The sequence below is a fragment of the Pseudomonas sp. B21-053 genome, from assembly GCF_026016365.1.
Taxonomy (GTDB): domain Bacteria; phylum Pseudomonadota; class Gammaproteobacteria; order Pseudomonadales; family Pseudomonadaceae; genus Aquipseudomonas; species Aquipseudomonas nunensis.
The window spans coordinates 1390746-1417489 of record NZ_CP087205.1 but is presented as its reverse complement, the minus strand read 5'-3'; the positions used below and the strand labels follow the sequence as shown (position 1 = coordinate 1417489).

Sequence of the window (26744 nt, the reverse complement as noted above, 5' to 3'; positions counted from 1 at the left end):
CTCCTACAAGGGATAAGCGGTCCCCTGTAGGAGCGAGGCTTGCCCGCGAAGACGCCCGAACATTCAACGCCAACTACCGCTCGAACAACTCCATCTGCTCAAACCCGCCGCGCAAATCCTCCAGCCTCACCCCGATCCCCAACAATCGCACCGGCTTGCCGCCGCGATTGAATGCCTGGGTCATCAACAGCTGATAACTCCCCAGATCCCGCCCTGCCCCGGCCTGCTCCAGTGTGGTCTGGGTAAAGTCATGGAATTTAACTTTGACGAACGGTTTGCCCGGCCGATAGCTGCTGTCGATGCGCGCCATGCGCCCGGCGAGGGTTTCCAGCAATTCGGGCAGTTTATCCAGACAGCTCACCAGATCCGGCAGATCCACGTCGTAGGTGTTTTCAACACTGATCGATTGCCGGCGGTTGTCGTTGTGCACCAGACGCTCATCGATCCCACGCGCCAGACTCCAGAGTCGTTCACCGAAACTGCCGAATTCGCGCACCAGCGCCAACTTGTTCCACTCGCGTAGCTGCGCGCAATCATTGATCCCGAGCCTGGCGAGCTTGTCGGCAGTTACTTTTCCCACGCCGTGCAGCTTGTTCACCGGCAGTCCGCTGACAAAGTCTTCCACTTGATCCGGCGTGATCACGAACAAACCGTTGGGTTTCTTCCAGTCACTGGCGATCTTGGCCAGGAACTTGTTCGGCGCCACGCCCGCCGAGACGGTGATGTGCAACTGATTGGAGACCCGACGACGGATGTCCTGGGCGATGCGCGTGGCGCTGCCGCCAAAATGCGCACTGTCCGACACGTCCAGGTAAGCCTCATCCAGGGAAAGCGGCTCGATCAGGTCGGTGTAATCGCTGAAGATCGTATGAATTTCCTTCGACGCTTCTCTATAGGCGTCCATGCGCGGCTTGACGATGGTCAGGTCCGGGCACAGTTTCAAGGCGTGCCCGGAGGACATCGCCGAGCGCACGCCATAGGCCCGCGCTTCATAATTACAGGTGGCGATCACCCCACGCCGGTCCGCCGAGCCGCCCACCGCGAGAGGCTTGCCAGCCAGGCGCGGGTCATCACGCATCTCGATGGCGGCGTAGAAACAGTCACAGTCGACGTGGATGATTTTGCGTTGAGTCATATAAAAGCGGTGTTCATGGCAAGGAAATGACGTAATGACGAGCCGGATCGGCAGTATCTCACTGACACCTGTATATAGCACCAGTACTCTGAATCTTCTTCATCGCCTGTAGGAAAAGGCTGGATGAATTTATTTTCTCAATCGAATTACCCCCGTCGATAGAGCTGAAAGCCTTGCCACACCTGCCTTCCAGCGCGACCGCCCTGCCTTTTTTGTAGCTAAGCGATTGAACAGGAACAGGTTTTCTCTGAATTGAAGGTTGACACACCTGCGTTCCTCTGTAGAATGCCGACACACAGACGCGGGATGGAGCAGTCTGGTAGCTCGTCGGGCTCATAACCCGAAGGTCGTCGGTTCAAATCCGGCTCCCGCAACCAAACATCAAGAAAGGCTACTCGAAAGAGTGGCCTTTTTTGTGCGCGTCTGTTTTGTGCAAAACATCGCTCAACCGCGCACGAGGTTGAAACGAGAAATCGTTCTGATTCCGAAACTTACCTCTCCCCCATCACCGTTCGACACTAATTCACGCTTATTTGACCTGATTCAGGATTAACCGTTGACACCTCGGCGTTCCGCTGTAGAATGCCGCCACACAGACGCGGGATGGAGCAGTCTGGTAGCTCGTCGGGCTCATAACCCGAAGGTCGTCGGTTCAAATCCGGCTCCCGCAACCAAACATCAAAAAAGGCTGCTCGAAAGAGTGGCCTTTTTTGTATCTGTTGAAAAAGTCCTTTCGCAACAATGATCTGTCACTGTGTAGTGAACCGTTCGGGATCACCAAGGCTCTGAGTTCAGACTATGCTCTGTGCCAGGCAGGCCCTCTACGACCGATGACGTGTCATCGCCGGAATCCGGTGATAGGCGTTAATATTTGTGATTATTTTTTTCTACAGGGATTGGTAACTTGGCTCGATACCTCCATCCTGTCGCGCACAATCCAAGAGGTGATTGATGCGCGCCAACTCGTCTGATCCACAAGACACCGTCACAGCGACACAACCTATCAAGGCCGAGCGTTTGCGCCTGCTTGATCTGGTCAGCAAATACCGTCAGCCCATTGGTCTTGCGGTCACGCTGTTGTTGTTCGCTATCGCGCTGATTGCCTGTCGCCATCTATTAAGCGAACTCGATCTGTATGCGCTTCACGACTCGATCCTGGAAGTCCCTAAACCGGCATTGATCGGTGCACTGGGCGCGACTGTCGTCGGCTTCATCATTCTGCTGGGCTACGAATGGTCCGCCAGTCGCTATGCCGGCGTCACGCTGGCGCCGCGCACATTGGCCCTGGGTGGTTTCACCGCATTCGCGATCGGCAACGCCATCGGCCTGTCGATGCTGTCGGGCGGTTCGGTTCGCTACCGTTTATATGCACGTCATGGATTGGGGGCCTCCGATGTTGCCCACATGACGCTGTTTGCCAGTCTTTCCCTCGGCTGCGCCCTGCCCCCGCTGGCAGCGCTCGCGACGCTGAGCAACCTGCCTGCCGCCTCCTCAGCTTTGGGCCTCTCCGAGACCTTGCTGGGCGTCATCGCCGCTGCAGTGCTGTTGCTCACGACAGTGCTGGCGATCGGCATCTATCGCCGTCGCCTGCCTGACCAGCCTTACCCGGATAACCTTCTGGTCAAGGCCGGACGTCGCACACTGCGCCTGCCTGGGCGTCGCCTGACGTTCCTGCAACTGGTGATCACCGCCCTCGACGTGGCCGCCGCCGCGACCGTGCTCTATCTGTTGCTCCCGGAAGCCCCACCCTTTGGCGCGTTCCTGCTGATCTATCTATTGGCGTTGGCCGCAGGTGTGCTCAGCCATGTGCCCGGCGGTGTCGGGGTGTTCGAAGCGATTCTGCTGGCCGCGTTCGCCGACACCCTCGGTGCCGCGCCACTGGCCGCTGCCCTGCTGCTGTATCGACTGATTTATGTGGTGCTGCCGCTGCTGGTGGCCTGCGTATTCCTGCTGATCAACGAAGGCCAGCGCCTGTTCCAGTCCCGTCAGTCGCTGCGGGCGGCCTCGGGTCTGGCGGCGCCGATCCTGGCGTTGCTGGTGTTCATGTCCGGCGTGGTGCTGCTGTTCTCCGGCGCCACCCCGGAAATCGACACGCGCCTTGAACACATCGGCTTTCTGATTCCGCACCGTCTGGTCGACGCCTCGCACTTCGGTGCCAGCCTGATCGGCGTGCTGTGCCTGTTGCTGGCCCAAGGTCTGCGTCGTCGCCTCTCCGCCGCGTGGATGCTGACCACCATTCTGTTGCTGGTCGGCGCCCTGCTCTCGCTGCTCAAAGGCTTTGACTGGGAAGAAGCCTGCCTGATGACCCTGACGGCGAGCCTGCTCGGGGTGTTCCGGCGTTCGTTCTATCGCGCCAGTCGCCTGACCGAACTGCCGTTCTCGCCGCTGTATCTGGTCGCCAGCCTGTGCGTCCTCGGCGCGTCGATCTGGCTGCTGCTGTTTGCCTATCAGGATGTCCCTTACAGCCATCAACTCTGGTGGCAGTTCACCCTCGACGCAGATGCACCGCGCGGCCTGCGTTCATTGTTGGGTGCCGCCGTGTTGCTGGTGGTGGTGTCGCTGACCTGGTTACTGCGTACCGCGCGCCCGATCATCCATTTGCCGACGCCGGATGAACTGGACCGCGCCGTAAAGATCCTGATGGCGTCGTCGCAACCCGACGGCGGCCTCGCGCTGACCGGTGACAAGGCGTTGCTGTTTCACCCCAACGACGAGGCGTTCCTGATGTACGCCCGCCGTGGCCGCAGCCTGGTGGCGTTGTACGACCCGATCGGCCCGACCCAGCAACGGGCGGAAATGATCTGGCAGTTCCGCGACCTCTGCGACATCCACCACGCCCGTCCGGTCTTCTATCAAGTGCGTGCCGAGAACCTGCCGTACTACATGGACATCGGCCTGACCGCGATCAAACTCGGCGAAGAAGCCCGGGTCGATCTGCATCGCTTTGATCTCGAAGCCAAGGGCAAAGAGATGAAAGACCTGCGCTACACCTGGAATCGCGGCACCCGTGACGGTCTGTCTCTGGAGATCTTCGAGCCGGGGCAAGCGCCGATGGACGAACTCAAGGTGATTTCCGATGCCTGGCTGACCGGCAAGAACGTTCGCGAGAAAGGCTTCTCCCTCGGCCGCTTCAGCGACGACTACCTCAAGCATTTCCGCGTCGCGGTGATTCGTTTCGAAGGGCGCCCGGTGGCGTTCGCCAACCTGCTCGAGACCTACGGCCATGACCTGGCCAGCCTCGACCTGATGCGCGCACACCCGGAAGCCCCCAAGCTGACCATGGAGTTCATGATGGTCGGCCTGATTCAACATTATAAAAATCATGGATACGCGCGTTTCAGCCTGGGCATGGTGCCGCTGTCGGGTCTTCAACCCCGTCGCGGTGCCCCACTGACCCAGCGCCTGGGCTCGATGGTTTTCCGCCGTGGTGAGCAGCTCTACAACTTCCAAGGCTTGCGCCGCTTCAAAGACAAATTCCAGCCTGACTGGGAACCCCGTTATATGGCCGTGCCCGCCGGACTCGATCCGCTGGTTGCCCTGGCCGATACTGCTGCCCTGATTGCGGGCGGCTTGACTGGATTGGTGAAACGCTGATGATTCAACGCTCCTTGCGGTACGTACTGGCCACACTGGTAGTGCTGGCCCTGATTGTCGGTGGCGGTTACTGGTACATGAAACGCCCGGCACCAGAACCGACCCTCGAACTGCTGACGCCCGCCGACGGCGCCGCCATGACCCGTGTCATTCCCGGCACCACGCCAAAGGCTCAGGTGCTGGTGGCGGTCACTGACGAACAGAAACTCAATGACCAGCAACTGAAGACCCTGAGCCGCAGCGGTTCGGCGCAGATCGTCCAGGTGATCCTGCCCAAAGACTGCCTGCTGCAAAGTCGTGCCCTGCAATCCGGTCTGCGCGAGCTGAAAGGCCCGGCAACCCTGGTCAGCGGCATCGGCCCTGGCGCGGTGCTGGCCTGGCGCTGGTTGTCCGAGCAGAAGAACGACAAGGCCCAGGCCGTGTCGGTGGACCTGGCGCTGGAAAAGGGTGGCTGCACGCACCTGCTGCCGAAAAGCGCCGCCCACGGCCACTGGCTGGTGGCCTGGAACGACAACCCGGACGACGCCAGCGCAGGCTTCGTGCGCGACCAACCCAACGCCGAAACCAGCATCAGCGACTACGACATCAACCTGCCGCAAGTGCTGAACAACGAACTGCGCAAGATTCTGGTCGGCGGCGACAAAGCCGCTGGCGGCCTGCAGATCCCAGTGGTTGAAGTGCCTGCCGGTCAGGCCAAAGACACCGTCACCCTGTTCCTGTCCGGTGACGGCGGCTGGCGCGACCTCGACCGCGACGTGGCGGGCGAAATGGCGAAGATCGGCTACCCGGTGGTCGGCATCGACACCCTGCGCTACTACTGGCAGCACAAGAGCCCGGAGCAAAGCGCCCTGGACCTCGCCGAACTGATGCAGCACTACCGCCAGAAATGGGGCACCAAGCGCTTCATCCTGACCGGTTACTCGTTCGGCGCCGACGTACTGCCGGCGATCTACAACCGCCTCGCGGAATCGGAGCAGCAGCGCGTCGACGCAATCATCCTGCTGGCCTTCGCCCGCACCGGCAGCTTCGAAATCGAAGTCGAAGGCTGGCTCGGCAACGCCGGCAAAGAAGCCGCCACCGGCCCGGAAATGGCCAAACTGCCTGCCGATAAAGTGGTGTGCATCTACGGCGAAGAAGAAGTCGACGAGAGCGGCTGCACTGACAAGACTGCAGTAGGCGAAGCAATCAAGCTGCCGGGTGGTCACCACTTCGACGAGAACTACCCTGCGCTGGCCCAGCGCTTGGTAGACATCATCGTCAAGCGCCAGGCCAAGGAAGAGGCGACGGCCCAAGAGTGATCTGAGCCCCCGCCGAACAAAAAGCCCCCGCAACCTGAAGGTTGCGGGGGCTTTTTCATTCTGAAAAACACCACAAATCCCCTGTGGGAGCGGGCTTGCTCGCGAAAGCGGTGGGTCATTCAACATAGAGGTCGACTGACACGGCCTCTTCGCGAGCAAGCCCGCTCCCACAAGGGGATCTTCGTTGTAGTGGGGTGATGTGACCGGACACAAAAAAGCCCCCGCTACCTTCACGGCAACGGGGGCTTTTTGCTGTGGCTTACATCTCCACTTGCGTCCCCAACTCAATCACCCGGTTCAGCGGCAGATTGAAGAAGCGCAGGTTGCCGTTGGCGTTCTGCAACATGAAGGCGAACAGCGCCTCGCGCCAGCGGGCCATGCCTTCGAGTTTGGAGGCGATGACCGTTTCGCGGCTGAGGAAGTAGGTGGTGCGCATCGGGCTGAAGTCCAAGTCGTCGAGATGACACAGTTTCAGCGCTTGCGGCACGTCCGGTTCGTCGACGAAGCCGAAGTGCAGGATCACCCGGAAGAAGCCTTCGCCGTAAGAATCCACCTCGAAACGCCGGGAGGCCGGGACCCGAGGGATGTCTTCGTAGACCACGGTCAGCAGCACCACTTGTTCGTGCAGCACCTGGTTGTGCAGCAGGTTGTGCAACAGCGCGTGGGGCACGGCGTCCGGACGCGCGGTGAGGAACACGGCGGTGCCCTGCACTCGGTGCGGCGGTTGTACGCGGATACTGCTGATGAAGATCGGCAGCGGCAAGCCACCCTCGTCGAGACGGTCGACCAGCAACTGCTTGCCGCGTTTCCAGGTGGTCATCAGTACGAACAGCACGATACCGGCGATCACCGGGAATGCGCCGCCCTGCACGATTTTCGGCACGTTGGCGGCGAAGTACAGACCGTCGACCAACAGGAAACCAATCGACAACGGCACCGCGAGGATCGGCGGCCATTTCCACAGCAGCAACATCACCGCCGATACGAGGATGGTGGTCATCAGCATGGTGCCGGTCACCGCCACGCCGTAGGCCGAGGCCAGGGCACCGGAGGATTCGAAGCCCAGCACCAGCAGGATCACGCCGACCATCAACGACCAGTTCACTGCGCCAATGTAGATCTGGCCCTGTTCAGCACTGGAGGTGTGGCGGATGTGCATGCGCGGAATGTAACCGAGCTGAATCGCCTGACGGGTCAGGGAGAACGCGCCGGAAATCACCGCTTGGGACGCAATCACCGTGGCCATGGTCGACAGGCCGACCAGCGGGATCAACGCCCAGCTTGGCGCCAACAGGTAGAACGGGTTACGCGCGGCCTCCGGATCGCCAAGCAGCAACGCGCCCTGGCCGAAGTAGTTGAGCACCAGCGCTGGCAGCACGAGGATGAACCACGCACGGGCAATCGGCTTGCGGCCGAAGTGGCCCATGTCAGCGTACAGCGCTTCGGCACCGGTCAATGCCAGCACCACCGCGCCGAGAATCGCCACGCCCATGCCCGGGTGCACGATGAAGAAGCGCACGCCCCACACCGGGTTCATCGCTTGCAACACTTCCGGGTGCTGAAGAATGCCGTAGACGCCCAGGGCGCCGAGCACCACAAACCACGTCACCATGATCGGACCGAACAGAATGCCGATGCGCGCAGTGCCGTGGCTCTGGATCAGGAACAACGCCACCAGCACGACCAACGACAGCGGCACCACCCAATGGTCGATGCCATCAAATGCCAGCCCCAGGCCTTCAATCGCCGAAAGCACGGAAATCGCCGGGGTGATCATGCTGTCGCCGTAGAACAGCGCCGCACCGATCAACCCGCAGACCACCAGAAAACCCCGCAACTTCGGATGCCCCGCCGCCGCTCGCCGCGCCAGTGCGGTCAACGCCATGATCCCGCCTTCGCCCTGGTTGTCGGCGCGCAGCACGAACATCATGTATTTGAACGACACGACCCAGATTAGCGACCAGAAGATCAACGCCAGAATGCCCAACACGCCGTCATGGTTAACCGGCACACCATAGCCACCGGAGAACACTTCTTTGAGGGTGTACAACGGGCTCGTGCCGATATCGCCGTAAACCACCCCGACCGCCGCAACCAGCATGCCGATCGGTTTTGCTGCCGAATGCTCGGCGCCCGCCGCCTGACTACTTGCCTGCCCCATCCAAAACTCCTACTACTCAGACCCGGACTTCTTATAAGAAGCACTATGCTTTGCCGTGCAGCATGCGCTGATTTACTTAAGGTTACAGACGATTTGTTGACTGTAAAAATTCGGTAAAGCGTAAAGGCGCGAAGCATAGCGCAGCACTCGTCGTATTTCCCTGCATAAAGCTGGTCAAGTGAGCGTCTCATCGCTAGAATTGCGCACTTTTTGACCAGAGGCGCAACATAGCGCCCGTCTGTCGCCTTGCCGTCTTCGGCTGGAGGCGCCACAAATACCGAGGTTAGACATGTCCACCACTCCTGCTACGGCCAATCCAAAGGTTGGCTTCGTATCCCTGGGTTGCCCCAAAGCACTGGTCGACTCCGAGCGCATCCTTACCCAGCTGCGCATGGAAGGCTATGACGTCGTGTCCACTTACGAGGACGCCGATGTCGTGGTGGTCAACACCTGCGGTTTCATCGACTCGGCCAAGGCTGAATCGCTGGAAGTGATCGGCGAAGCCATCAAGGAAAACGGCAAGGTCATCGTGACCGGCTGCATGGGCGTCGAAGAAGGCAACATTCGCAAGGTGCACCCGAGCGTGCTGGCCGTGACCGGTCCGCAGCAGTACGAGCAAGTGGTCAACGCCGTGCACGACGCCGTGCCGCCGCGCCAGGATCACAACCCGCTGATCGACCTGGTGCCGCCGCAAGGCATCAAGCTGACCCCGCGCCACTACGCGTACCTGAAGATTTCCGAAGGCTGCAACCACAGCTGCAGCTTCTGCATCATCCCGTCGATGCGCGGCAAACTGGTCAGCCGTCCGGTCGGTGACGTGCTCGACGAAGCCCAGCGCCTGGTCAAGGCCGGCGTCAAAGAGCTGTTGGTGATCTCGCAAGACACCAGCGCCTACGGCGTCGACGTGAAATACCGCACCGGTTTCTGGAACGGCGCGCCGGTGAAAACCCGCATGACCGAACTCTGCGAAGCCCTGAGCAGCCTCGGTGTCTGGGTGCGTCTGCACTACGTTTACCCGTACCCGCACGTCGATGAGCTGATCCCGCTGATGGCCGCCGGCAAGATCCTGCCGTACCTGGACATCCCGTTCCAGCACGCCAGCCCGAAAGTCCTGAAGGCCATGAAACGCCCGGCCTTCGAAGACAAGACCCTGGCGCGGATCAAGAACTGGCGCGAAATCTGCCCGGACCTGATCATCCGTTCGACCTTCATCGTCGGCTTCCCCGGCGAAACCGAAGAAGACTTCCAGTACCTGCTGAACTGGCTGACCGAAGCGCAGCTCGATCGCGTCGGCTGCTTCCAGTACTCGCCAGTCGAAGGCGCCCCGGCCAACCTGCTGGACGCGGCCATCGTGCCGGACGACGTCAAGCAAGACCGCTGGGACCGCTTCATGGCCCACCAGCAAGCGATCAGCTCGGCACGCCTGCAAATGCGCGTCGGCCGTGAAATCGAAGTGCTGGTCGATGAAGTCGACGAGCAAGGCGCGGTCGGCCGTTGCTTCTTCGATGCCCCGGAAATCGACGGCAACGTGTTCATCGACAACGGCAGCAACCTGAAACCAGGCGACAAAGTCTGGTGCAAAGTGACCGACGCCGACGAATACGACCTGTGGGCTGAACAGATCTAAACGCAAAAAATACAAAAAGCCCCGCTCTCTTGACGAGATGCGGGGCTTTTTTACGTCTATCGTTTTGTGGAGAACGGATTCGCATCATTCATCCCATGAGAGGCTAGGCGGGCATGCGCCACCATTCGGTCATCCACACACCGAAACAAAGTGACTACAAAGAACTCACCCGGGTCTGGGAGGCCTCGGTGCGCGCCACCCATGACTTTCTGCCGGACAGCTACATCGACTTGCTGAAGAACCTGGTGCTGACCCGCTACCTCGACGCGGTGATGCTGATCTGCACCAAAGACTCGCGCCAGCGCATCACCGGGTTCGCTGGCGTCGCGGCGGGCAAGGTCGAAATGCTGTTTATCGACCCGGCCCATCGCGGCCAGGGCCTGGGAAAGCAATTGCTGCGCTATGCCCTGGAACACCTGAATGCCGATGAACTGGACGTCAATGAACAGAACCCGCAAGCGTTGGGGTTTTACTTCAAGCAGGGGTTCGAGGTGATTGGTCGCTCGGAAGTCGACGGCATGGGCCAGCCTTATCCGCTGTTGCACATGCGCTTGCGCCAGGCGCAACAATTGAAGCGCAATGGCTGACACAACATAGAACCCTTGTGGGAGCGAGCCTGCTCGCGAATGCGGTGTGTCATTCAAGAGATAAATTGACTGACCCACCGCATTCGCGAGCAGGCTCGCTCCCACATTAAAAGCACATGCGGCAAATGGAGCCGGGATTAACCGGCGCCCAGCAGGTACAATGCCCACCCCTTTTTTGTTACGGCCCTGTCATGACTGACCCGATTCGTCTCTCCAAACGCCTCATCGAACTCGTCGGCTGTTCCCGTCGGGAGGCTGAGCTGTTCATCGAGGGCGGCTGGGTCACCGTGGACGGCGAAGTCATCGACGAGCCGCAGTTCAAGGTCGAGAACCAGAAAGTCGAGCTCGACCCGGAGGCCAAGGCCACCGCGCCAGAGCCGGTGACCATTCTGTTCAACGTCGCGGCAGGCATGGACGCGGAAACGGCCATGGCCAGCATCAGCGCCGAAACCCTGAGCGAAGAACATCGCTTCAGCAAACGTCCGCTCAAGGGCCACTTCCTGCGCCTGACCGCCAGCACCGACCTGCAGGCCAATGCCAGCGGTTTGCTGGTGTTCACCCAGGACTGGAAGATCTTGCGCAAGCTGACTGCCGACTCGGCGAAAATCGAACAAGAGTATGTAGTCGAGGTTGAAGGCGACATGGTGGCTCACGGCCTCAATCGCTTGAACCACGGCCTGACTTACAAGGGCAAGGAACTGCCGCCGGTCAAGGCCAGCTGGCAGAACGAAAACCGTCTGCGCTTTGCGATGAAGAACCCACAACCGGGCGTGATCGCCCTGTTTTGCCAGGCCGTGGGCCTGAAGGTCGTCGCTATCCGCCGCATTCGCATCGGCGGCGTGTCCATCGGCAAAGTGCCGTTGGGGCAATGGCGCTACCTGTCCGGCAAAGAGAAGTTCTAAGACTTTTCACGCCGCCTTACATTTCGGCGTCGCTGCTTATGCGGCGCCCACTGCCGATATCAGGATTGCACACCATGATTCATAACGACGTACTGCGCAGCGTGCGCTACATGCTCGACATCAGCGACAAGAAAGTTATCGAGATCATCAAGATCGGCGGCATGGACGTGTCCATGGAAGATCTGCTGACCTACCTCGACAAGAAAGAAGAAGACGAAGAAGGCTTCGTACGCTGCCCGGACGAAGTCATGGCGCACTTCCTCGATGGCCTGGTGATCTTCAAACGCGGCAAGGACGAAAGCCGTCCGCCGCAGCCGATCGAAACGCCGGTAACCAACAACATCATCCTGAAGAAACTGCGCGTGGCCTTCGAGCTGAAAGAAGACGACATGCACGCGATCCTCAAGGCCTCCGAGTTCCCGGTGTCCAAGCCTGAGCTGAGCGCACTGTTCCGCAAGTTCGGCCACACCAACTACCGCACCTGTGGCGACCAGTTGCTGCGCAACTTCCTCAAGGGCCTGACCCTGCGCGTTCGTCCGCAGTAACGTACGCAGCGGATGTACTTTGTAGGAGCTGTCTCGTGAAACGAGGCTGCGATCTTTTGATGTTGTCTTTAAGGAGCAAGATCAAAAGATCGCAGCCTCGTTGCACTCGACAGCTCCTACACAGCTCCTACAAGGCCGTATGGCTGCTCATTCCTCGCAAAAATAGTGGCTCCGCTTCTCGCGGCTGACGACTAGGGTGTATTGACCCTCAGCTCTCAGGATTCGCCATGCACCCGTACTTTTCCCTGCAAGGCCGCACCGCTCTGGTGACCGGCGGCACCCGTGGTATCGGCAAAATGATCGCCAAGGCTTATGTCGAGGCCGGCGCAACCGTGTACGTCTGCGCCCGGGATGCCGAGGCGTGCCTGCAAACCGCTGAGGAATTGAGTGCTTTCGGCCTCTGCCACGGCATCGCAGCCAATCTGGCCACCGAGGAAGGCGTGCTGCAACTGGCGACACGCCTGGGCGAGCAGGTCGATCAGCTGGACATTCTGGTCAACAACGCCGGCACGACGTGGGGCGCGCCGCTGGAAAGCTACCCAATCAAGGGTTGGGAAAAGGTCATGCAACTCAACGTGACCTCGGTGTTCAACTGCATCCAGCAGTTCTTGCCGCTGTTGCGCAAGGCAGGCTCTGAAGCCAATCCGGCACGGATCATCAACATCGGCTCGGTGGCGGGCATTTCGTCTTTTGGTGAACAGGCTTATGCCTACGGGCCGAGCAAGGCTGCCCTACATCAACTGTCGCGGATTCTCGCGCGGGAACTGGTGAGCCAGCACATCAACGTCAACGTGATCGCACCGGGGAGATTCCCGAGCAAGATGACCCAGCACATCGGCAATGATGAGCAGGCGCTGGCGGAGGATACCGCGCTGATTCCGATGAAGCGCTGGGGCCGGGAGGAAGAGATGGCGGCGCTGGCGATCAGTCTGGCGAGTACGGCGGGGGCGTATATGACCGGGAATATTATTCCGCTGGATGGTGGGTTTAGTCTCTGAGATTGGCGGTGCCCTCTTCGCGAGCAGGCTCGCTCCCACATTTTGGAATGCATTCCCCTGTGGGAGCGAGCCTGCTCGCGAAGGGGCCCTACCCGGCACCACCTGGCCAAGGTCGATCGGGTTATCATGCCCGCCTCTTACCCCGCCTCGACCCCAAACCATGACTTACAGCGTTTCCCCCATCGGCTTCGTGCGCTCCTGTTTCAAGGAGAAATTCGCCATCCCGCGCCAACCGCAATTGGCCCCGGCCGCTCGCGGTGTGCTGGAACTGGTGGCGCCGTTCGATCAGGGCGATGCGGTGCAAGGCCTGGAACAGGTCAGCCACGTCTGGCTGCTGTTCCTGTTTCATCAAGCCCTGGAAGAAAAACCACGCCTCAAAGTCCGCCCTCCTCGCCTGGGCGGCAACAAATCCATGGGCGTGTTCGCCACTCGCGCGACGCACCGGCCCAATGGCATCGGCCAATCCGTGGTGAAGCTGGACAAGGTCGAGGCCAATCGCCTGTTCATCTCCGGCATCGACCTGCTGGACGGCACGCCGATTCTCGACATCAAACCTTACGTGCCTTACGCCGACATCATCGACAACGCCTCCAACAGTATCGCCAGCGCCGCGCCGCAGTTGATTCCCGTGCGGTGGGCGGAGGCGGCGCTGCAACAGGCTCACGAGCACGCTCAGCGCCTTGGCGAGCCTTTGGTGGCGCTGATCGATCAATGCCTGGCACAAGACCCACGCCCGGCGTACCAGGTTCCTACACCGGAGCGCGAATATGGCGCGCAGTTCTGGGATCTGGATGTGCGCTGGCATTACCCTGAGGCCGGGGTTATACGCGTCCTCGAGGTCATCCCCGCCCCCAACTGATGTAGGAGCTCCTACAGGGATTGTGTCGGGCATAAAAAAGCCCCCATTGCCTGCATTGGCAATGGGGGCTTTTCAGTGAGGCGGTGTTCTTACTTCTCGACGAACGCACGCTCGATCAGGTAATCACCCGGCTCGCGCATCCGCGGCGAAACTTTCAGGCCGAAGCTGTTCAACACTTCACTGGTTTCGTCGAGCATGCTCGGGCTGCCGCACAGCATGGCGCGGTCGTCCTGCGGGTTGATCGGTGGCAGGCCGATGTCGCTGAACAGCTTGCCGCTGCGCATCAGGTCGGTCAGGCGACCTTCGTTCTCGAAGGGCTCGCGGGTCACGGTCGGGTAGTAGATCAACTTGTCACGCAGGGCCTCGCCGAAGAACTCGTTCTGCGGCAGGTGCTCGGTGATGAATTCGCGGTAAGCGACTTCGTTGACGTAGCGTACGCCGTGGCACAGGATCACTTTTTCGAAACGCTCGTAGGTTTCCGGGTCCTGGATGACGCTCATGAACGGCGCCAGACCGGTACCGGTGCTGAGCAGGTACAAATGTTTGCCAGGCTTCAAGTCATCCAGCACCAGAGTGCCGGTAGGCTTCTTGCTGATGATGATCTCGTCGCCTTCCTTCAGATGCTGCAACTGGGAAGTCAGCGGGCCATCAGGCACCTTGATGCTGAAGAACTCGAGATGCTCTTCCCAGTTCGGGCTGGCAATCGAGTAAGCACGCATAAGCGGGCGGCCGTTGGGCTGTTGCAGGCCGATCATCACGAACTGACCGTTCTCGAAGCGCAGGCCCGGATCGCGGGTGCACTTGAAGCTGAACAGAGTGTCGTTCCAGTGATGAACACTGAGGACACGCTCGTGGTTCATGTTGCTCATGTACGTGGGACTCCTGGAGATTGGGTCTGCGCTGCTCTGCTAGAGAACCAGCCGTGCGCAATTGCATCGCATTCTAATGGCAGCCACAATATCTGTTAACTGGATTATTAAGATAAGGGTTATCGGTTATATAGATATGCGATTTACTCTACGTCAACTTCAAGTCTTCGTCGCCGTTGCTCAGCAGGAAAGCGTATCCCGTGCTGCGGGTCTGCTCAACCTCTCGCAATCGGCGGCCAGCACCTCGATCACCGAGCTAGAGCGTCAGTCCAGCTGCCAGCTGTTCGACCGCGCCGGCAAACGGCTGAGCCTCAATGCCCTCGGCAAACAGCTATTGCCCCAGGCGGTGGCGTTGCTCGACCAGTCCAAGGAAATCGAAGACCTGCTCAACGGCAAGTCCGGTTTCGGTTCGCTGGCGGTCGGGGCGACCCTGACCATCGGCAATTACCTGGCGACGCTGCTGATCGGCAGCTTCATGCAGCGTCACCCGGAAAGCCAGGTCAAGCTGCATGTGCAGAACACGGCCAACATCGTGCAACAAGTCGCCCACTATGAAATTGATCTGGGTCTAATCGAAGGCGACTGCAGCCACCCAGACATCGAAGTGCAGAGTTGGGTCGAGGATGAACTGGTGGTGTTCTGCGCGCCGCAGCATCCGCTGGCCAAACGCGGCATCGCGAGCATGGAAGAGTTGAGCCATGAGGCGTGGATCCTGCGCGAACAAGGCTCTGGCACCCGGCTGACCTTTGACCAGGCCATGCGGCATCATCGCAGCGCGCTGAACATTCGCCTGGAGCTAGAGCACACTGAAGCGATCAAACGCGCAGTGGAATCAGGCTTGGGGATTGGCTGCATTTCGCGGCTGGCACTGCGCGATGCGTTCCGCCGCGGCAGCCTGGTGGCGGTGGAGACGCCGGATCTGGACCTGGCGCGGCAGTTCTATTTCATCTGGCACAAACAGAAATTTCAGACGCCGGCGATGCGCGAATTCCTCGATCTGTGCCGCGCCTTCACCGCCGGGGTTCAGCGCAGCGACGAGATCGTGCTGCCGACTATCGCTTAAAGCAGGATCACCGCCCATACCAGCGCAATCATGGTCAACGCCACGAATTGCGCGGCGCTGCCCATGTCCTTGGCATTCTTGGACAACGGATGCAATTCAAGGGAAATGCGGTCGATGGCCGCTTCTACCGCCGAATTGAGCAATTCGACGATCAACGCCAACAGACAGACTGCGATCAGCAGCGCTTGCTCGACACGGCTGACGTTCAGGAAGAACGAAATCGGAATCAAGATAACGTTGAGCAACACCAGTTGCCGAAAAGCCGCCTCACCGGTGAAGGCTGCGCGCAGGCCATCCAGCGAGTAGCCGGAGGCGTTGAGGATGCGTTTTAGGCCGGTCTGGCCTTTAAAAGGTGACATAGAGTAGGCAACTGAACCAAAAAGGAGTGGGAAAGCTAGAGTAAAGAAAGTCAAAAAAGCGTGAATCTGCCGCGCTTTAGTGGCTCGAAATTGACTCAAGTTGTTGCAAGAGCAACGCGGCCTGCGTTCGGGTCCGCACATTCAGCTTGCGGAAAATCGCCGTCACGTGGGCCTTGATCGTCGCTTCGGACACGCTCAGCTCATAGGCAATCTGCTTGTTCAGCAACCCTTCGCACACCATAGTCAGCACCCGGAACTGCTGAGGCGTCAAGCTCGCAAGCCCCTCACTGGCAGCCTTGGCTTCGGCGGAAACACTGACTGCTTCAAACGCTTGGGGTGGCCAGAACACGTCGCCATCCAGCACCGCACGTACGGCTTTCTGAATGACGCTCAAGTCGCTCGACTTGGGAATGAAACCACTGGCGCCGAATTCCCGGGACTTGACCATGATTGAAGCCTCTTCCTGGGCCGAGATCATGACCACCGGAATCTGCGGGTACTGACCACGCAACAGCACCAGCCCGGAAAAACCGTAGGCCCCGGGCATGTTCAGGTCCAGCAGCACCAGGTCCCAGTCAGACTTTTCGTCGAGGCGGGTTTCCAGTTCGGCAATACTCGCCACTTCCACCAGACGCACATCCGGGCCCAGGCCCAGGGTCAACGCTTGGTGCAGCGCACTACGAAAAAGAGGGTGGTCATCGGCAATCAGGATTTCGTATGTGGCCATTTTTCAAATGATCCTGTTTTTCAAACAACTCAAGGTGCAGCCACGGAGCTGCACCAACAGGGCGCGTTCAACGCCAATTACGTGGCAATCACGTAAAGAAGTCGGCGTATCAAACTTTGGCCGCGCCCTAATCGGCGCCAAGCATGCCCAGCGAAGTCAGGGTGGTCAAGGTGCGTGGCCGCTACAGTTCTTTGCAGTATGGGCGACAATCAGCCAATTACCGGCGCCGTGTTCTGCACAAAAGGCATCAGCTCGGCGTGGGCCGGCGTTTCGACATTCATATCCAACTGGTGCTTGGCGTCCAGGTAATGCTGGCTGAACACATCGAAGTAGGCGTCAAGTGCCGATGCCGCGTCGGTATCGCCCGCCAGATCCAGGCACAGCGCAGCCACTTCGGCGGTACACAGGTGCTCGCTGCGGGTCGAGCGGCGCAGGCGATAGCGGGAAAGTTTCTCTGGAAGCAGGCTGAGGATTGGCAACCGGTCAAAATAAGGGCTTTTGCGGAAAATCTTCCGGGCTTCGGTCCAGGTGGCGTCCAGCAGGATGAACAACGGGCGCTTGGCGCTATCGGCGGCGACACTGTTGGTCACGCGTTCGGGCTCGACGTACTCGCCCGGAAACACCAGATACGGTTGCCATTGCGGGTCGGCCAACAGGTCCAGCAGTTGCTGATCGACTTCAGTACGCGACCAAATGAACGCATGGTTATCGCGGACCACATCGGCAATCAGCCAGCCGGTGTTACTGGGCTTGAACACTTCCTTGTTGGTCATGATCAGGCACACGCCGGAGCGCGTCTCGACCTGCGGGCGCCAGGCGCACAGGCAATGACTCTCGATCACCCGGCAGGCACGGCAACGCGGCGCCCGCCAGCCACGAGCCTGAATTGGCTTGATGCCTTCCTCTTCGCGCTGATCGCGCAAGCGGGCCACGGCGTTTATCGCAAAGTGAGCAGGCAGGGTGTTCATCGCAGGCAACGCCGACAGGCAAGGAAAATCGACACAAAAAACACTCGGAAGGGCAGAAAGTGCCGGGAGTTTATCAGAGCGGCCGGCGCAAGCCTGTACCGTCCGGGCCCGCTCCCCTATAATTCGCCGCCACTGAACGCACAGTCATGTGACGGGTCGAAACCACCAGTCACTGAACCAGGAGAGTTTCATGCTGCGCCTTATCGTTCCCACCGCTGCCATTTTGCTGGCGTCGTCCTTCAGCGCTCAGGCTGCTTCCTTGAGTGAGCAGAACCTCAACAGAGAGCTGCGAAACGTCGCCGTACAAAGCAGCGTCGGCACGCCTCGGGCGATCAACGAGGACATTCTCGATCAGGGCTACACCGTTGAAGGCAATACGCTGATCAACCACCTGAGCGTACAAAGCAGCCACGCCGACAAGATGCGCGCCGATCCGAAAGCCGTGTATTTCCAGCTGGGCGCCTCGGTCTGCAACAACCCATCGTTCCGCAAACTGATGGCCAAGGGCGCCGTCATGCGTTACGACTTCACTGAAGTGAAGACCAACCGCTCGGTCGGCTCCGCCAGCTATCAGGAATCGGACTGCCCGAAAGCGACCCCGGCCAAGAAGAAGTAATCATCGGGAATTGGCGCGCCGCTGTTCATCCTCGGCGCGCAGTTCTGCCAGCAAGGCCTGCAAATAACGCGAACGGCGCTCGCCGCCGCCCAGACGCCGGCAGCACTCCTCTTCAAGACTCAAATGATTGGTCTCTGCTGACGATTTCAATAATCGATACAGTTGCGCATCGATCTCCAGAATCAATCTGGCCATGATTTCCCGCCTCCCTGCACACCCAAATCCCTGAATAGCTTGAACGTTGCGTACTGCCTTTGACGCAAAGTTGTCGTGTCACGCCTGTAACTTAGTAAATCAGAGCCACGGCCTCCGGGCTTGCGTTCTGACGAGCGGTGAAACCACCTTGCAAATCGTCAATAAGCGGTTGCCAGGAAAGACTTTGCGGCGCAATGATCAAGTCAGCGCAAATCACCGCGAAGGTCTAGATTCAGAGTAGTCCTGTTCACTTTTCAGGGTGGGAAAGGGGCCGCCCGTTACGCGTCCTGTTGTGCGAATGTTTCTTTCATCCAAGGGAAAAACAGAGCCTGTATGGATGACCCGATCGCAACTCGGGTCAGGTGGATCGCCCAGGCAAGGGCTTGGGCAGACAGCGACACAAGGGGTGTCGCGGCACTGACGACTGTTTTGTCGGGGCCAAGGGTTCTGTGCATAAGGAGAAGTTGAATGCCTTACCAACCGAATGACCTCCTCAGCCGTCATTTCGAAGAAAGCGGCCACGACCTCACCAGCAAGGTCGAAGAGCAACTCAACCTGGTTTCACCCAACAGCCCGAACATTCCGATTTACCGCGACATGATCCTGACCGTGCTGCGCATGGCCCAGGAAGATCACAACCGCTGGAATGCCAAGATTACCCTGCAAGCTCTGCGCGAACTGGAGCATGCGTTCCGTGTGCTGGAACAGTTCAAGGGCCGACGCAAAGTCACTGTTTTCGGCTCGGCTCGCACGCCGATCGAACATCCGCTGTATGGCATGGCCCGGGAACTCGGCGCCGCGTTGGCGCGTTCGGACCTGATGGTCATCACCGGTGCCGGTGGCGGCATCATGGCAGCGGCCCACGAAGGCGCCGGCCTGGAACACAGCCTGGGGTTCAATATCACCCTGCCCTTCGAGCAGCATGCCAACCCTACTGTCCAGGGCACCACCAACCTGCTGTCCTTCCACTTCTTCTTTACCCGCAAGCTGTTCTTCGTCAAGGAAGCCGATGCGCTGGTTTTGTGCCCGGGCGGTTTCGGTACGCTGGACGAAGCGCTGGAAGTGCTGACCCTGATCCAGACCGGCAAAAGCCCACTGGTGCCGGTGGTGTTGCTGGATACGCCGGGGGGTACGTTCTGGCAAGGCGCGCTGGATTTCATCCACCATCAATTGGAGGAAAACCGCTACATTCTGCCCACCGACATGAAGCTGGTAAGCCTGGTCTACAGCGCCGAAGAGGCAGTGGCGCAAATCAACCAGTTCTACAACAACTTCCACTCCAGCCGCTGGCTCAAGCATCAGTTCGTGATTCGCATGAATCACCCACTCAGCGACGGAGCGCTCGAACACATGCAGACGGCTTTTGCCGATCTGTGCCTGAGCGACCACTTCCATCAGCATGTCTATAACGGCGAGGAGCACGATGAGCCGCAGTTCAGCCATCTGGCGCGACTCGCCTTCACCTTCAATGCCCGTGATCATGGGCGCCTGCGAGAGTTGGTGGACTACATCAATCTGCCGGAAAACTGGGCACAGCCCAAACCCCAGGCACAGCAACGCACACGGGAGCCGTCCAAGGTGACGTAAAAAAAAAGGCAAAAAAAAACGGCCCGCTATCGAAATAGCGGGCCGTTTTTATTTAATCGTCCATCCCTCGACCGCTGAACAAGCGGTTGATCATCTCCATGGAAAACCCCCGATAAGCCAGGAAACGCCCTTGTTTGGCACGTTCGCGCATGTCTATCGGTAAGTGCCCGGCAAACTTGCGTCGCCAGGTGTCTTCCAGTTGTTCGTGCCAGTTGATACCGCTCTCGCGCAAGGCCAGCTCGATATCGTTACGTTGCAGGCCGCGCTGACTCAGCTCTTCGCGAATGCGCAAAGGCCCGTAGCCGGAGCGGGCACGGTAGGAAACGAAGCTTTCGAGGTAACGGGATTCGGACAGCAGGCCCTCTTCCGTCAACCGGTCGAGTGCTGTGTCGATCATTTCAGGGAGGGCGCCGCGCTGACGCAGTTTACGCGTCAGCTCGACTCGACCGTGCTCGCGTCGTGCGAGCAGGTCCATTGCGGTTCGCCGCACCGCGACGAGTGTATCGAGTACGGCGGTCATCGGATCAATCAGATATCAGCGTCAGCCAGGTCATCAGCAGTCTCTTTGACTGGCGATGCTTTGACGTCCGGTGCTGGGGTCAGCAGCTTGTCGCGCAGCTGCTTCTCAAGCTTCGCGGCGATTTCCGGATTGTCCGCCAGGAACTTGGCCGAGTTGGCCTTGCCCTGACCGATCTTGGTGCCTTCATAGGCATACCAGGCACCGGACTTCTCGACGAAACCGTGCAGCACACCCAGGTCGATCATCTCGCCGTTGAGGTAGATGCCCTTGCCGTAAAGAATCTGGAACTCGGCCTGACGGAACGGCGAAGCCACCTTGTTCTTCACAACCTTGACGCGGGTTTCGCTACCGACAACCTCGTCACCTTCTTTCACCGCGCCAGTACGGCGGATATCCAGACGAACCGAAGCGTAGAACTTCAGCGCGTTACCACCGGTGGTGGTTTCCGGGCTGCCGAACATCACGCCGATTTTCATACGGATCTGGTTGATGAAGATAACCAGGCAGTTGGCGTTCTTGATGTTACCGGTGATTTTACGCAGCGCCTGGGACATCAGACGGGCTTGCAGGCCCACGTGCATGTCACCCATTTCGCCTTCGATCTCGGCCTTTGGCACCAGGGCGGCTACGGAGTCGACGATGATCACGTCTACCGCGTTGGAACGCACCAGCATGTCGGTGATTTCCAGGGCCTGCTCGCCGGTGTCCGGCTGGGAAACCAGCAGGTCGTCGACGTTGACGCCCAGTTTGCCGGCGTACTCAGGGTCGAGGGCGTGTTCGGCGTCGACGAATGCGCAGGTCGCGCCGGCTTTTTGAGCCTGGGCGATCACGGACAGTGTCAGCGTGGTTTTACCGGAGGATTCAGGACCGTAGATTTCAACGATACGACCTTTTGGCAGACCGCCAATGCCGAGCGCGATGTCCAGACCCAGAGAGCCAGTGGAGATAGCCGGGATCGCCTGACGGTCCTGATCGCCCATACGCATTACGGCACCCTTGCCGAATTGACGTTCGATCTGACCCAGGGCCGCAGCCAAGGCTTTCTTCTTGTTGTCGTCCATTAAAGTCCTCACGTAATCAATAAGGCCTGACGGCCAACACCTGTATAAGTAGCCAGTATTATTCCACAGCGATTCAGGATCGCCTACCCCTGATTTGAGATTTCTCCAGCGGCATGGCGCAGCAGCCCCTCTAGCGCGGCCTTCACCGTTTGTCGGCGGACCTCATCGCGGTTGCCGGGGAAGTGCTGGACCTCGCTGAACAACTGCTCGCCGACGCCCCAGGCCAGCCAGACCGTGCCTACCGGCTTGCTCGGGGAACCGCCATCCGGCCCCGCGACGCCGCTGACCGCCACGGCAAACCGCGCATGACTTTTGTCCTGCGCGCCACGCACCATGGCCTCGACCACCTCGCGACTGACCGCCCCCACCGACTCGAACAAGCCCTCGGGCACATTCAGTTGCAAGGTTTTCTGGCGGTTGGAGTACGTCACGTAACCGGCCTCGAACCATGCCGAACTCCCGGGAATACGGGTGATCGCCTCGGCAATCCCGCCGCCGGTGCACGACTCGGCGGTGGTGACATGGGCATTCAGAACCTGCAAGCGTCTGCCAAGTTCAGCGGCCAGCTGGGTGATTTCTTTCACGGGCGCTCTCCTGATCGTGCGGAATGGAACCACCGTACACGAGCCAATCGCGCTGGCAAGACACAGGTTCGATCAAAATGTTAGCGGGCCAAAGCGCGGATATAAGCCTGACAGGCCTGCAAGGCAATCAATCCGCTGTCGCCGGCGTCGGTGATGGCGATAATTCGTTGAGCATGCGCCGGGTCAAGTCGGGCTCGCGGGGCGCCATGATCCACGCCGCCGGTGCCGGAGGCGGCTGGCATTGCAAAGGTGGCGGCAACGTCATTGGCATCGAGGAGGACTGACAGGCGCACATCAGCAGTGGCAAGACGATCGCGCAGGCGACCTTGATCACGTTGGGCATCGCTTAGCGCTCGATAATGGGATTGTTCACTGGCTGACAGCCGTTGCTCCAGGGCTTGGCGCTTGTCCTGCTCGGCCTGCTGTTGCGTCACGGCAGCCTGGGTCAGCTGATTCAGCGTCTCAGCCTGCAACTTGGCCTGTTCCGCGAATTGCCGACCGTAACGCCAGTCCTGAATCTGCCAGGCCAGCACCGCCGACAAACCCGCTAACACAACAATGCCAATCAGCCGCCACGACATTAAACCGAAGGCTGGCATAACACCGCCCTCGCCCGCGCCCAGAGTTGCAGGCGATCTTCGAGTCCGTTCAGGCCACCGTTGATCCGTCGAGTGATGCTGTTGAACTGGTCGCGATCGGCCAGCTCATTCAGGCCGTTCTGCTCCCAGAACCACGCGGCGGACTCGGCGGCCCATTGTGGTTGTTCCAGCAGTTCAGGCAGCGACAGCAGACGCTCATCGCCAAACAGGCCGAGGCTGCACTGGCGGTAGTTGTTGTGCCCGGTGATCTGGATCAGGCCGCGGCCGCGGTACTTCTGGCCGTCGCCATCGGCTTCTGGCGTGTTACCCAATCGCAACGCCAGGGTGCCAGTGTCGTATTTGCTCAGGTATTGGTTGTTGCCCAGTTCACGCACGTACTGCAACTGCCCCGATTCATGGCCGACTTGCGCGAGGAACGCGGCGATGCGTTTCGGGGTGTTGATGTTGCGGTGGGTCATGGCGGTGTTGAGGGCGGAAATGAAAACGCCCGCTTGGGAGCGGGCGTTGGGCAATATTTGTTGTAGCTGCGTTGAAGTGAGAGGCATGGGTCATGTTCCATTGGCCGATGTTTTTAACCAAACCGGCGCCAGGGGTTTGCTGAAGTCGTTTGGAAAATTGGCCATCGAGGGCCAGTCGCGCAGATCCTGCCGGTAATCCAGCAGCTCATGATATTCATCGCTGCTCAAGGTCATCGGCGTTCCGGCTGCTTGCTCATCGCGATCACGGTCGACCAGCCATTGGCTGGAGGCCAACGCTTGATCCCGCCAGTTTCGAGCAACTTTCGCGGCCTCAGGTGCACCCTCCTGCATGGCAGGTAGCGGCACGCCACCGCACGCCAGCCATTGCTGGTATTCATCCCAGAAACGGTGATGAAGAGGAACGGTCGCGCCATCTGGCAGACGGATGACAGTGTCCGGGTCTTTAGTCAGTTGATAGCTCATAAGAAAAACCTCCTTAAAGTTCGGCGTCGGCAGTGGCGTGGATGTAGTAAGTCTGAGTAATCAGACCGGTATCGGAGTTATCCACCCAGACGCCGCGAGTCGAAGCACCGAGTGTTCGAGCATTCCCCGACGACACTTCATCACTTCCTGAACGCCATTGCCCTGCGCTCCCTTTCGGCGTGGTGGCGTACAAACTGAAACTTGGAATCGCTCTTTTCTCGACCTTGAAAGTCCACTGAGCCAAGGGCTGCGAGGCGAACCCCGTTTGCCCCTGTTTCACTGTGGATAACAGTGCGCCGTAAGGACCTGCCATGCTTCCCGGAGGCAGATCCTGACTGTAGGTTTTTTCAAAGTAACGCTGGCACATCATCAACTCATCGCCAGGACTACGCAGTTCGAACGGCGTTGATACCCGCCCCTCTTCCAACTGGATTTGCGCCAGGTCGATGACTTGCAAAACACTCAACGGCAGGTCAAAGGACAGCCGCAGAAAGTCATTGCCACTACTTCCCAGAGTCTTACCCGCCAAGGACGGTATCTGAATCGTTGCACTGTATCGGGACCACGTCGTCTTGAGCTGGAAGCTGCCCACCGGCGTCACCGTATCCGCGCTGCCGCCCACACCGAAATACTGTGCGATCGTCACATTGAGCTGACGCGCCGTGTCGGCCTTGGCCCAGAACGTCAGCGTCGCGGTTTTTCCCGCCAGGGTCCTGACCGACTCAATGGCCTGGGAGATTTTATGCACGCTGGCGCCAACGCCCGCGGTGACTTGCTGCCAACGCATGAAGTAACGGGGTTCATTGGGGACATCGGTCTGACCCAATGCAAAGTTCTGCCGGGAAATATTCACCCCGGCATTCCCGTTCCAGTCACAACGAAAACGGTCAGCGATATAGGCCCCGGTGTAAGGCCCCAGGTTGGCGGTCCCGCGCTGCCAGATATCGAAGTTGCCGTTAATCAACAGATTTTTGCGATAAACCTGCACGGGGAAATTCTGTTGCGGATCGAGTTTCGCCAACTCCTTGATAGCCAGGCTCAACTGATCATTTTGATTTTCGGAAGGCGTCAGACCGGCAGCAGCGATGGCATTGACGATTTCCTTGGTGACGGCGTTACCCCACGAGGCAGGAATCAGGGAACCGGGAGTTCCGGCGACCGGGTTTTCATCGACAAATTGGCCGTTGACCAGCCCCGCGCTGGTGACACTTCTTGGGTAGTCCATTTTAGCTTCTCTGTTTATTGGGCTTCATACCGTCACTGGGTCGAACCGGGAACTTGCGGCCAGTCGATCGCTGTCGGAAAGTTGGTTTGCTGTTCAAGACGATTCAACTCAACGCTGTAGAGCTTCCACTCCATCAGTGCCAACTGCTCGATATGGGTCGTATCGCCGATATCTTCGGCGTATTGCAGCGGGGCTATGCGCAGGACCGCCTCACGCAATAGCGCATCGCGTTGGGTCAGTACCTGACTAATGAAATGCGCCAACCGAGCCTGGTCATCCAGTTCCCAAGTGTTATTGCGCCAGACATAAAACGCTCCCGGCCATGGAACAGAGGTCAAGGCGTCGGGCAACTCCCCCAGTTCACTCCAGATTTGCTGCGCCCCACCCTCTTTGCGATACACCATGCCGCGCCGGTCAATCACTTCGCGCGGAACGTTATTGATCAGCGCCCAAGTACGGCCTTGTTCGAGTGGAGGTAATTCAAATGAAAGTTCCACGGCATTACTGGGCAGTTGAATACCGATGCCCGGCGTCACAAAAAACTCCACGGGCCCGGACAAGGCACCCGCGTTATCAATCAGATAATTAAACATGGACACCTCAGATAAGTTTGATGCGGCCGGGATAGGCGATGTTGCGTGGGCGGGATTTGTAGACGTAGAGCAAGGTGCTGGCAGGATCCATTTGATAGTTGGTTCCCGCCGGGTAGATGGGGCCGCCATTGGTGAGCGAGCTGACATATTGGGATTCCTCACCGTTGGCAGCACCGATGGTCGTCAGGCTGTCAGTCCAGCGCGACCCCACCGCGCCACCGCCATTCGCGCCCATGGCGTAGGCATGTGAAGTGCCTGGCTGGAAGGCCCCCATCACACGTCCCGCATCCACGCCACGCCCTTCATCGAGGACCCTCAGAAACTCCCCGCGATTTTCAGGCCCACGGAACGTCAGCGCCCCGTCGCCGCTGGTCCATTTGCCTTCGTTGCCCACCCGTGCGGCCTCGGTGCCGAGCATTCCCGACTGCTGCGCGTGGTCCCACAGCCATGGCCATTGCGCACGATTCATCACCGTGCCATTGAGCGCGCCATAGCCCCCCGGGCTCAGCAGCGTGGTCGTCTCGAAAAACGGTCGCCCCAACGGCGTGTTGTCAAACCGCCCCACCGGCCACCAACTGCCGGCGCCATCGCTGCGCAGCTGCCACCAGTCGCCGCCGCCCATCAGCACCAGGAACGTGTAACCGGTCGCCGACAGATGGGTGTGAAACCGGATTCGATCAGTGCCGGCAGCCTGAATAACCAGGCGGTTGCCGCTGTTGTCCACGCGTCGAACAATCACGTCGCGAACGCCCATGGCGACGTTGGCCGGTGGCAGCGTGATGGTGGCCGCGCCGGGGCTGGCATCAATCAACACCAGACCGAGTTCTTCTGGCGCCAGCAGCTTCGATGCAGCCAGCCGGGTAACCACCGAACGCATTGGGCTGGTCACGCCGATGATCGCCTGGATGGCTTTGAGCAACTGACCGTTGTCCGCTTCCGATGGCGCCATTCCAGCGCCAGCAACCACACTCAAAATCTCTTGCGTAACGGAGTTACCCCAGATCGCCGGAATCAACGATCCCGGCGTACCCGCCACCGGGTTCTCATCGACGAACCGGCCATTCACCAGTCCGACACTGGGGATGCTTTTTGGATAATCCATGGTTCTGCTCCCTGTAAAAAACACCTGCA

At 59.4% G+C, this 26744-nt stretch carries 27 protein-coding genes and 2 tRNA genes; 13 read left to right on the top strand and 16 right to left on the bottom strand.

Going from position 1 to position 26744, the window contains the following annotated elements:
* Positions 1-73: 73 nt before the first annotated feature.
* Positions 74-1135: a DNA polymerase IV gene (dinB, locus tag LOY68_RS06460; RefSeq protein WP_265043695.1), complete on the bottom strand. Its 1062-nt coding sequence runs from the start codon at positions 1133-1135 to the stop codon at positions 74-76.
* Positions 1136-1435: 300 nt separating this feature from the next.
* Between dinB and LOY68_RS06455 the strand changes: the two genes are divergently transcribed.
* The 4 genes from LOY68_RS06455 (at position 1436) to LOY68_RS06440 (ending at position 6027) form a co-directional block, all read left to right on the top strand.
* Positions 1436-1512: transfer RNA gene (locus LOY68_RS06455), tRNA-Met, on the top strand.
* Between the two features lie 220 nt (positions 1513-1732).
* A tRNA-Met gene (locus LOY68_RS06450) sits at positions 1733-1809 on the top strand.
* A 277-nt stretch (positions 1810-2086) separates the two neighbouring features.
* A complete protein-coding gene (gene mprF / locus LOY68_RS06445; protein ID WP_163908818.1) occupies positions 2087-4729 on the top strand; it encodes a bifunctional lysylphosphatidylglycerol flippase/synthetase MprF in 2643 nt (880 codons plus the stop codon).
* Positions 4729-6027, top strand: coding sequence for a virulence factor family protein (locus LOY68_RS06440; RefSeq protein WP_054047028.1), 1299 nt, complete (start codon positions 4729-4731; stop codon positions 6025-6027). Before mprF ends, LOY68_RS06440 begins: the two co-directional genes overlap by 1 nt.
* A gap of 259 nt (positions 6028-6286) precedes the next feature.
* On the opposite strand, the gene LOY68_RS06435 is transcribed toward LOY68_RS06440, so the two are convergent.
* Entirely contained in the window at positions 6287-8188 is a 1902-nt protein-coding gene (locus LOY68_RS06435) for a potassium transporter Kup (protein ID WP_265043693.1), read from the bottom strand.
* A 289-nt stretch (positions 8189-8477) separates the two neighbouring features.
* Between LOY68_RS06435 and rimO the strand changes: the two genes are divergently transcribed.
* The 6 genes from rimO (at position 8478) to tsaA (ending at position 13706) form a co-directional block, all read left to right on the top strand.
* A complete protein-coding gene (gene rimO, locus LOY68_RS06430; RefSeq protein WP_054047032.1) occupies positions 8478-9815 on the top strand; it encodes a 30S ribosomal protein S12 methylthiotransferase RimO in 1338 nt (445 codons plus the stop codon).
* A 113-nt stretch (positions 9816-9928) separates the two neighbouring features.
* Positions 9929-10402, top strand: a complete 474-nt coding sequence (locus tag LOY68_RS06425; protein ID WP_265043691.1) for a GNAT family N-acetyltransferase — start codon at positions 9929-9931, stop codon at positions 10400-10402.
* Positions 10403-10593: 191 nt separating this feature from the next.
* Entirely contained in the window at positions 10594-11304 is a 711-nt protein-coding gene (locus LOY68_RS06420) for an rRNA pseudouridine synthase (protein ID WP_163908777.1), read from the top strand.
* Between the two features lie 74 nt (positions 11305-11378).
* Positions 11379-11849, top strand: coding sequence for a DUF1456 family protein (locus tag LOY68_RS06415; RefSeq protein WP_054047039.1), 471 nt, complete (start codon positions 11379-11381; stop codon positions 11847-11849).
* Positions 11850-12076: 227 nt separating this feature from the next.
* Positions 12077-12847, top strand: a complete 771-nt coding sequence (locus LOY68_RS06410; protein ID WP_265043689.1) for an SDR family oxidoreductase — start codon at positions 12077-12079, stop codon at positions 12845-12847.
* A 160-nt stretch (positions 12848-13007) separates the two neighbouring features.
* Complete coding sequence (gene tsaA, locus LOY68_RS06405; protein WP_265043688.1) at positions 13008-13706, top strand: tRNA (N6-threonylcarbamoyladenosine(37)-N6)-methyltransferase TrmO; 699 nt, start codon at positions 13008-13010, stop codon at positions 13704-13706.
* Between the two features lie 89 nt (positions 13707-13795).
* Here tsaA and fpr read toward each other — a convergent pair whose 3' ends face one another.
* A complete protein-coding gene (gene fpr, locus LOY68_RS06400) occupies positions 13796-14575 on the bottom strand; it encodes a ferredoxin-NADP reductase (RefSeq protein WP_003443014.1) in 780 nt (259 codons plus the stop codon).
* A 136-nt stretch (positions 14576-14711) separates the two neighbouring features.
* Between fpr and LOY68_RS06395 the strand changes: the two genes are divergently transcribed.
* Positions 14712-15638: a LysR family transcriptional regulator gene (locus LOY68_RS06395; protein ID WP_163908774.1), complete on the top strand. Its 927-nt coding sequence runs from the start codon at positions 14712-14714 to the stop codon at positions 15636-15638.
* Here the strand turns inward: LOY68_RS06395 and LOY68_RS06390 are convergent.
* The 3 genes from LOY68_RS06390 to LOY68_RS06380 form a co-directional block, all read right to left on the bottom strand.
* Positions 15635-15997, bottom strand: a complete 363-nt coding sequence (locus LOY68_RS06390) for a diacylglycerol kinase (RefSeq protein ID WP_007947182.1) — start codon at positions 15995-15997, stop codon at positions 15635-15637. The genes LOY68_RS06395 and LOY68_RS06390 overlap by 4 nt on opposite strands.
* A gap of 76 nt (positions 15998-16073) precedes the next feature.
* Positions 16074-16724: a response regulator transcription factor ErdR gene (gene erdR, locus LOY68_RS06385; protein WP_054047047.1), complete on the bottom strand. Its 651-nt coding sequence runs from the start codon at positions 16722-16724 to the stop codon at positions 16074-16076.
* 209 nt (positions 16725-16933) lie between these two features.
* Positions 16934-17692 carry a tRNA-uridine aminocarboxypropyltransferase gene (locus LOY68_RS06380; RefSeq protein WP_054047049.1) on the bottom strand — a complete coding sequence of 253 codons (759 nt, stop codon included), beginning with the start codon at positions 17690-17692 and terminating at the stop codon, positions 16934-16936.
* Positions 17693-17882: 190 nt separating this feature from the next.
* Here LOY68_RS06380 and LOY68_RS06375 point away from each other — a divergent pair, with 190 nt between their 5' ends.
* Positions 17883-18308, top strand: a complete 426-nt coding sequence (locus tag LOY68_RS06375; RefSeq protein WP_054047051.1) for a PA3611 family quorum-sensing-regulated virulence factor — start codon at positions 17883-17885, stop codon at positions 18306-18308.
* Here LOY68_RS06375 and LOY68_RS06370 read toward each other — a convergent pair whose 3' ends face one another.
* Entirely contained in the window at positions 18309-18503 is a 195-nt protein-coding gene (locus LOY68_RS06370) for a hypothetical protein (RefSeq protein WP_054047053.1), read from the bottom strand.
* Between the two features lie 468 nt (positions 18504-18971).
* Between LOY68_RS06370 and LOY68_RS06365 the strand changes: the two genes are divergently transcribed.
* Positions 18972-20090, top strand: a complete 1119-nt coding sequence (locus LOY68_RS06365; protein WP_054047055.1) for a TIGR00730 family Rossman fold protein — start codon at positions 18972-18974, stop codon at positions 20088-20090.
* A gap of 52 nt (positions 20091-20142) precedes the next feature.
* On the opposite strand, the gene recX is transcribed toward LOY68_RS06365, so the two are convergent.
* The 9 genes from recX to LOY68_RS06320 all read right to left on the bottom strand — a co-directional run bounded on the left by recX (position 20143) and on the right by LOY68_RS06320 (position 26715).
* Entirely contained in the window at positions 20143-20610 is a 468-nt protein-coding gene (gene recX / locus LOY68_RS06360; protein ID WP_054047057.1) for a recombination regulator RecX, read from the bottom strand.
* Positions 20611-20618: 8 nt separating this feature from the next.
* Positions 20619-21671, bottom strand: a complete 1053-nt coding sequence (gene recA, locus LOY68_RS06355; RefSeq protein ID WP_007907270.1) for a recombinase RecA — start codon at positions 21669-21671, stop codon at positions 20619-20621.
* An 83-nt stretch (positions 21672-21754) separates the two neighbouring features.
* Positions 21755-22255: a CinA family protein gene (locus LOY68_RS06350; RefSeq protein WP_054047059.1), complete on the bottom strand. Its 501-nt coding sequence runs from the start codon at positions 22253-22255 to the stop codon at positions 21755-21757.
* An 80-nt stretch (positions 22256-22335) separates the two neighbouring features.
* Positions 22336-22854: a lysis system i-spanin subunit Rz gene (locus LOY68_RS06345; RefSeq protein WP_163908772.1), complete on the bottom strand. Its 519-nt coding sequence runs from the start codon at positions 22852-22854 to the stop codon at positions 22336-22338.
* Complete coding sequence (locus LOY68_RS06340) at positions 22836-23399, bottom strand: glycoside hydrolase family 19 protein (RefSeq protein WP_163908771.1); 564 nt, start codon at positions 23397-23399, stop codon at positions 22836-22838. Before LOY68_RS06340 ends, LOY68_RS06345 begins: the two co-directional genes overlap by 19 nt.
* A 3-nt stretch (positions 23400-23402) precedes the next feature.
* Positions 23403-23795, bottom strand: a complete 393-nt coding sequence (locus LOY68_RS06335; RefSeq protein ID WP_163908770.1) for a phage tail assembly chaperone — start codon at positions 23793-23795, stop codon at positions 23403-23405.
* A gap of 13 nt (positions 23796-23808) precedes the next feature.
* A complete protein-coding gene (locus LOY68_RS06330) occupies positions 23809-25020 on the bottom strand; it encodes a carbohydrate-binding protein CenC (protein ID WP_265043680.1) in 1212 nt (403 codons plus the stop codon).
* A 32-nt stretch (positions 25021-25052) separates the two neighbouring features.
* Positions 25053-25613, bottom strand: coding sequence for a tail fiber assembly protein (locus LOY68_RS06325; RefSeq protein ID WP_163908768.1), 561 nt, complete (start codon positions 25611-25613; stop codon positions 25053-25055).
* A 7-nt stretch (positions 25614-25620) separates the two neighbouring features.
* Positions 25621-26715, bottom strand: coding sequence for a phage tail protein (locus LOY68_RS06320; protein WP_163908767.1), 1095 nt, complete (start codon positions 26713-26715; stop codon positions 25621-25623).
* Between the last annotated feature and the right edge of the window lie 29 nt (positions 26716-26744).

What these genes read in the sequence shown, in the direction of transcription:
- dinB (WP_265043695.1), bottom strand. Translation starts at nt 1,135, where the DNA reads ATGACTCAACGCAAAATCATCCACGTCGACTGTGACTGTTTCTACGCC.
- mprF (WP_163908818.1), top strand. Translation starts at nt 2,087, where the DNA reads ATGCGCGCCAACTCGTCTGATCCACAAGACACCGTCACAGCGACACAA.
- LOY68_RS06440 (WP_054047028.1), top strand. Translation starts at nt 4,729, where the DNA reads ATGATTCAACGCTCCTTGCGGTACGTACTGGCCACACTGGTAGTGCTG.
- LOY68_RS06435 (WP_265043693.1), bottom strand. Translation starts at nt 8,188, where the DNA reads ATGGGGCAGGCAAGTAGTCAGGCGGCGGGCGCCGAGCATTCGGCAGCA.
- rimO (WP_054047032.1), top strand. Translation starts at nt 8,478, where the DNA reads ATGTCCACCACTCCTGCTACGGCCAATCCAAAGGTTGGCTTCGTATCC.
- LOY68_RS06425 (WP_265043691.1), top strand. Translation starts at nt 9,929, where the DNA reads ATGCGCCACCATTCGGTCATCCACACACCGAAACAAAGTGACTACAAA.
- LOY68_RS06420 (WP_163908777.1), top strand. Translation starts at nt 10,594, where the DNA reads ATGACTGACCCGATTCGTCTCTCCAAACGCCTCATCGAACTCGTCGGC.
- LOY68_RS06415 (WP_054047039.1), top strand. Translation starts at nt 11,379, where the DNA reads ATGATTCATAACGACGTACTGCGCAGCGTGCGCTACATGCTCGACATC.
- LOY68_RS06410 (WP_265043689.1), top strand. Translation starts at nt 12,077, where the DNA reads ATGCACCCGTACTTTTCCCTGCAAGGCCGCACCGCTCTGGTGACCGGC.
- tsaA (WP_265043688.1), top strand. Translation starts at nt 13,008, where the DNA reads ATGACTTACAGCGTTTCCCCCATCGGCTTCGTGCGCTCCTGTTTCAAG.
- fpr (WP_003443014.1), bottom strand. Translation starts at nt 14,575, where the DNA reads ATGAGCAACATGAACCACGAGCGTGTCCTCAGTGTTCATCACTGGAAC.
- LOY68_RS06395 (WP_163908774.1), top strand. Translation starts at nt 14,712, where the DNA reads ATGCGATTTACTCTACGTCAACTTCAAGTCTTCGTCGCCGTTGCTCAG.
- LOY68_RS06390 (WP_007947182.1), bottom strand. Translation starts at nt 15,997, where the DNA reads ATGTCACCTTTTAAAGGCCAGACCGGCCTAAAACGCATCCTCAACGCC.
- erdR (WP_054047047.1), bottom strand. Translation starts at nt 16,724, where the DNA reads ATGGCCACATACGAAATCCTGATTGCCGATGACCACCCTCTTTTTCGT.
- LOY68_RS06380 (WP_054047049.1), bottom strand. Translation starts at nt 17,692, where the DNA reads ATGAACACCCTGCCTGCTCACTTTGCGATAAACGCCGTGGCCCGCTTG.
- LOY68_RS06375 (WP_054047051.1), top strand. Translation starts at nt 17,883, where the DNA reads ATGCTGCGCCTTATCGTTCCCACCGCTGCCATTTTGCTGGCGTCGTCC.
- LOY68_RS06370 (WP_054047053.1), bottom strand. Translation starts at nt 18,503, where the DNA reads ATGGCCAGATTGATTCTGGAGATCGATGCGCAACTGTATCGATTATTG.
- LOY68_RS06365 (WP_054047055.1), top strand. Translation starts at nt 18,972, where the DNA reads ATGCCTTACCAACCGAATGACCTCCTCAGCCGTCATTTCGAAGAAAGC.
- recX (WP_054047057.1), bottom strand. Translation starts at nt 20,610, where the DNA reads ATGACCGCCGTACTCGATACACTCGTCGCGGTGCGGCGAACCGCAATG.
- recA (WP_007907270.1), bottom strand. Translation starts at nt 21,671, where the DNA reads ATGGACGACAACAAGAAGAAAGCCTTGGCTGCGGCCCTGGGTCAGATC.
- LOY68_RS06345 (WP_163908772.1), bottom strand. Translation starts at nt 22,854, where the DNA reads ATGCCAGCCTTCGGTTTAATGTCGTGGCGGCTGATTGGCATTGTTGTG.
- LOY68_RS06340 (WP_163908771.1), bottom strand. Translation starts at nt 23,399, where the DNA reads ATGCCTCTCACTTCAACGCAGCTACAACAAATATTGCCCAACGCCCGC.
- LOY68_RS06335 (WP_163908770.1), bottom strand. Translation starts at nt 23,795, where the DNA reads ATGAGCTATCAACTGACTAAAGACCCGGACACTGTCATCCGTCTGCCA.
- LOY68_RS06330 (WP_265043680.1), bottom strand. Translation starts at nt 25,020, where the DNA reads ATGGACTACCCAAGAAGTGTCACCAGCGCGGGGCTGGTCAACGGCCAA.
- LOY68_RS06325 (WP_163908768.1), bottom strand. Translation starts at nt 25,613, where the DNA reads ATGTTTAATTATCTGATTGATAACGCGGGTGCCTTGTCCGGGCCCGTG.
- LOY68_RS06320 (WP_163908767.1), bottom strand. Translation starts at nt 26,715, where the DNA reads ATGGATTATCCAAAAAGCATCCCCAGTGTCGGACTGGTGAATGGCCGG.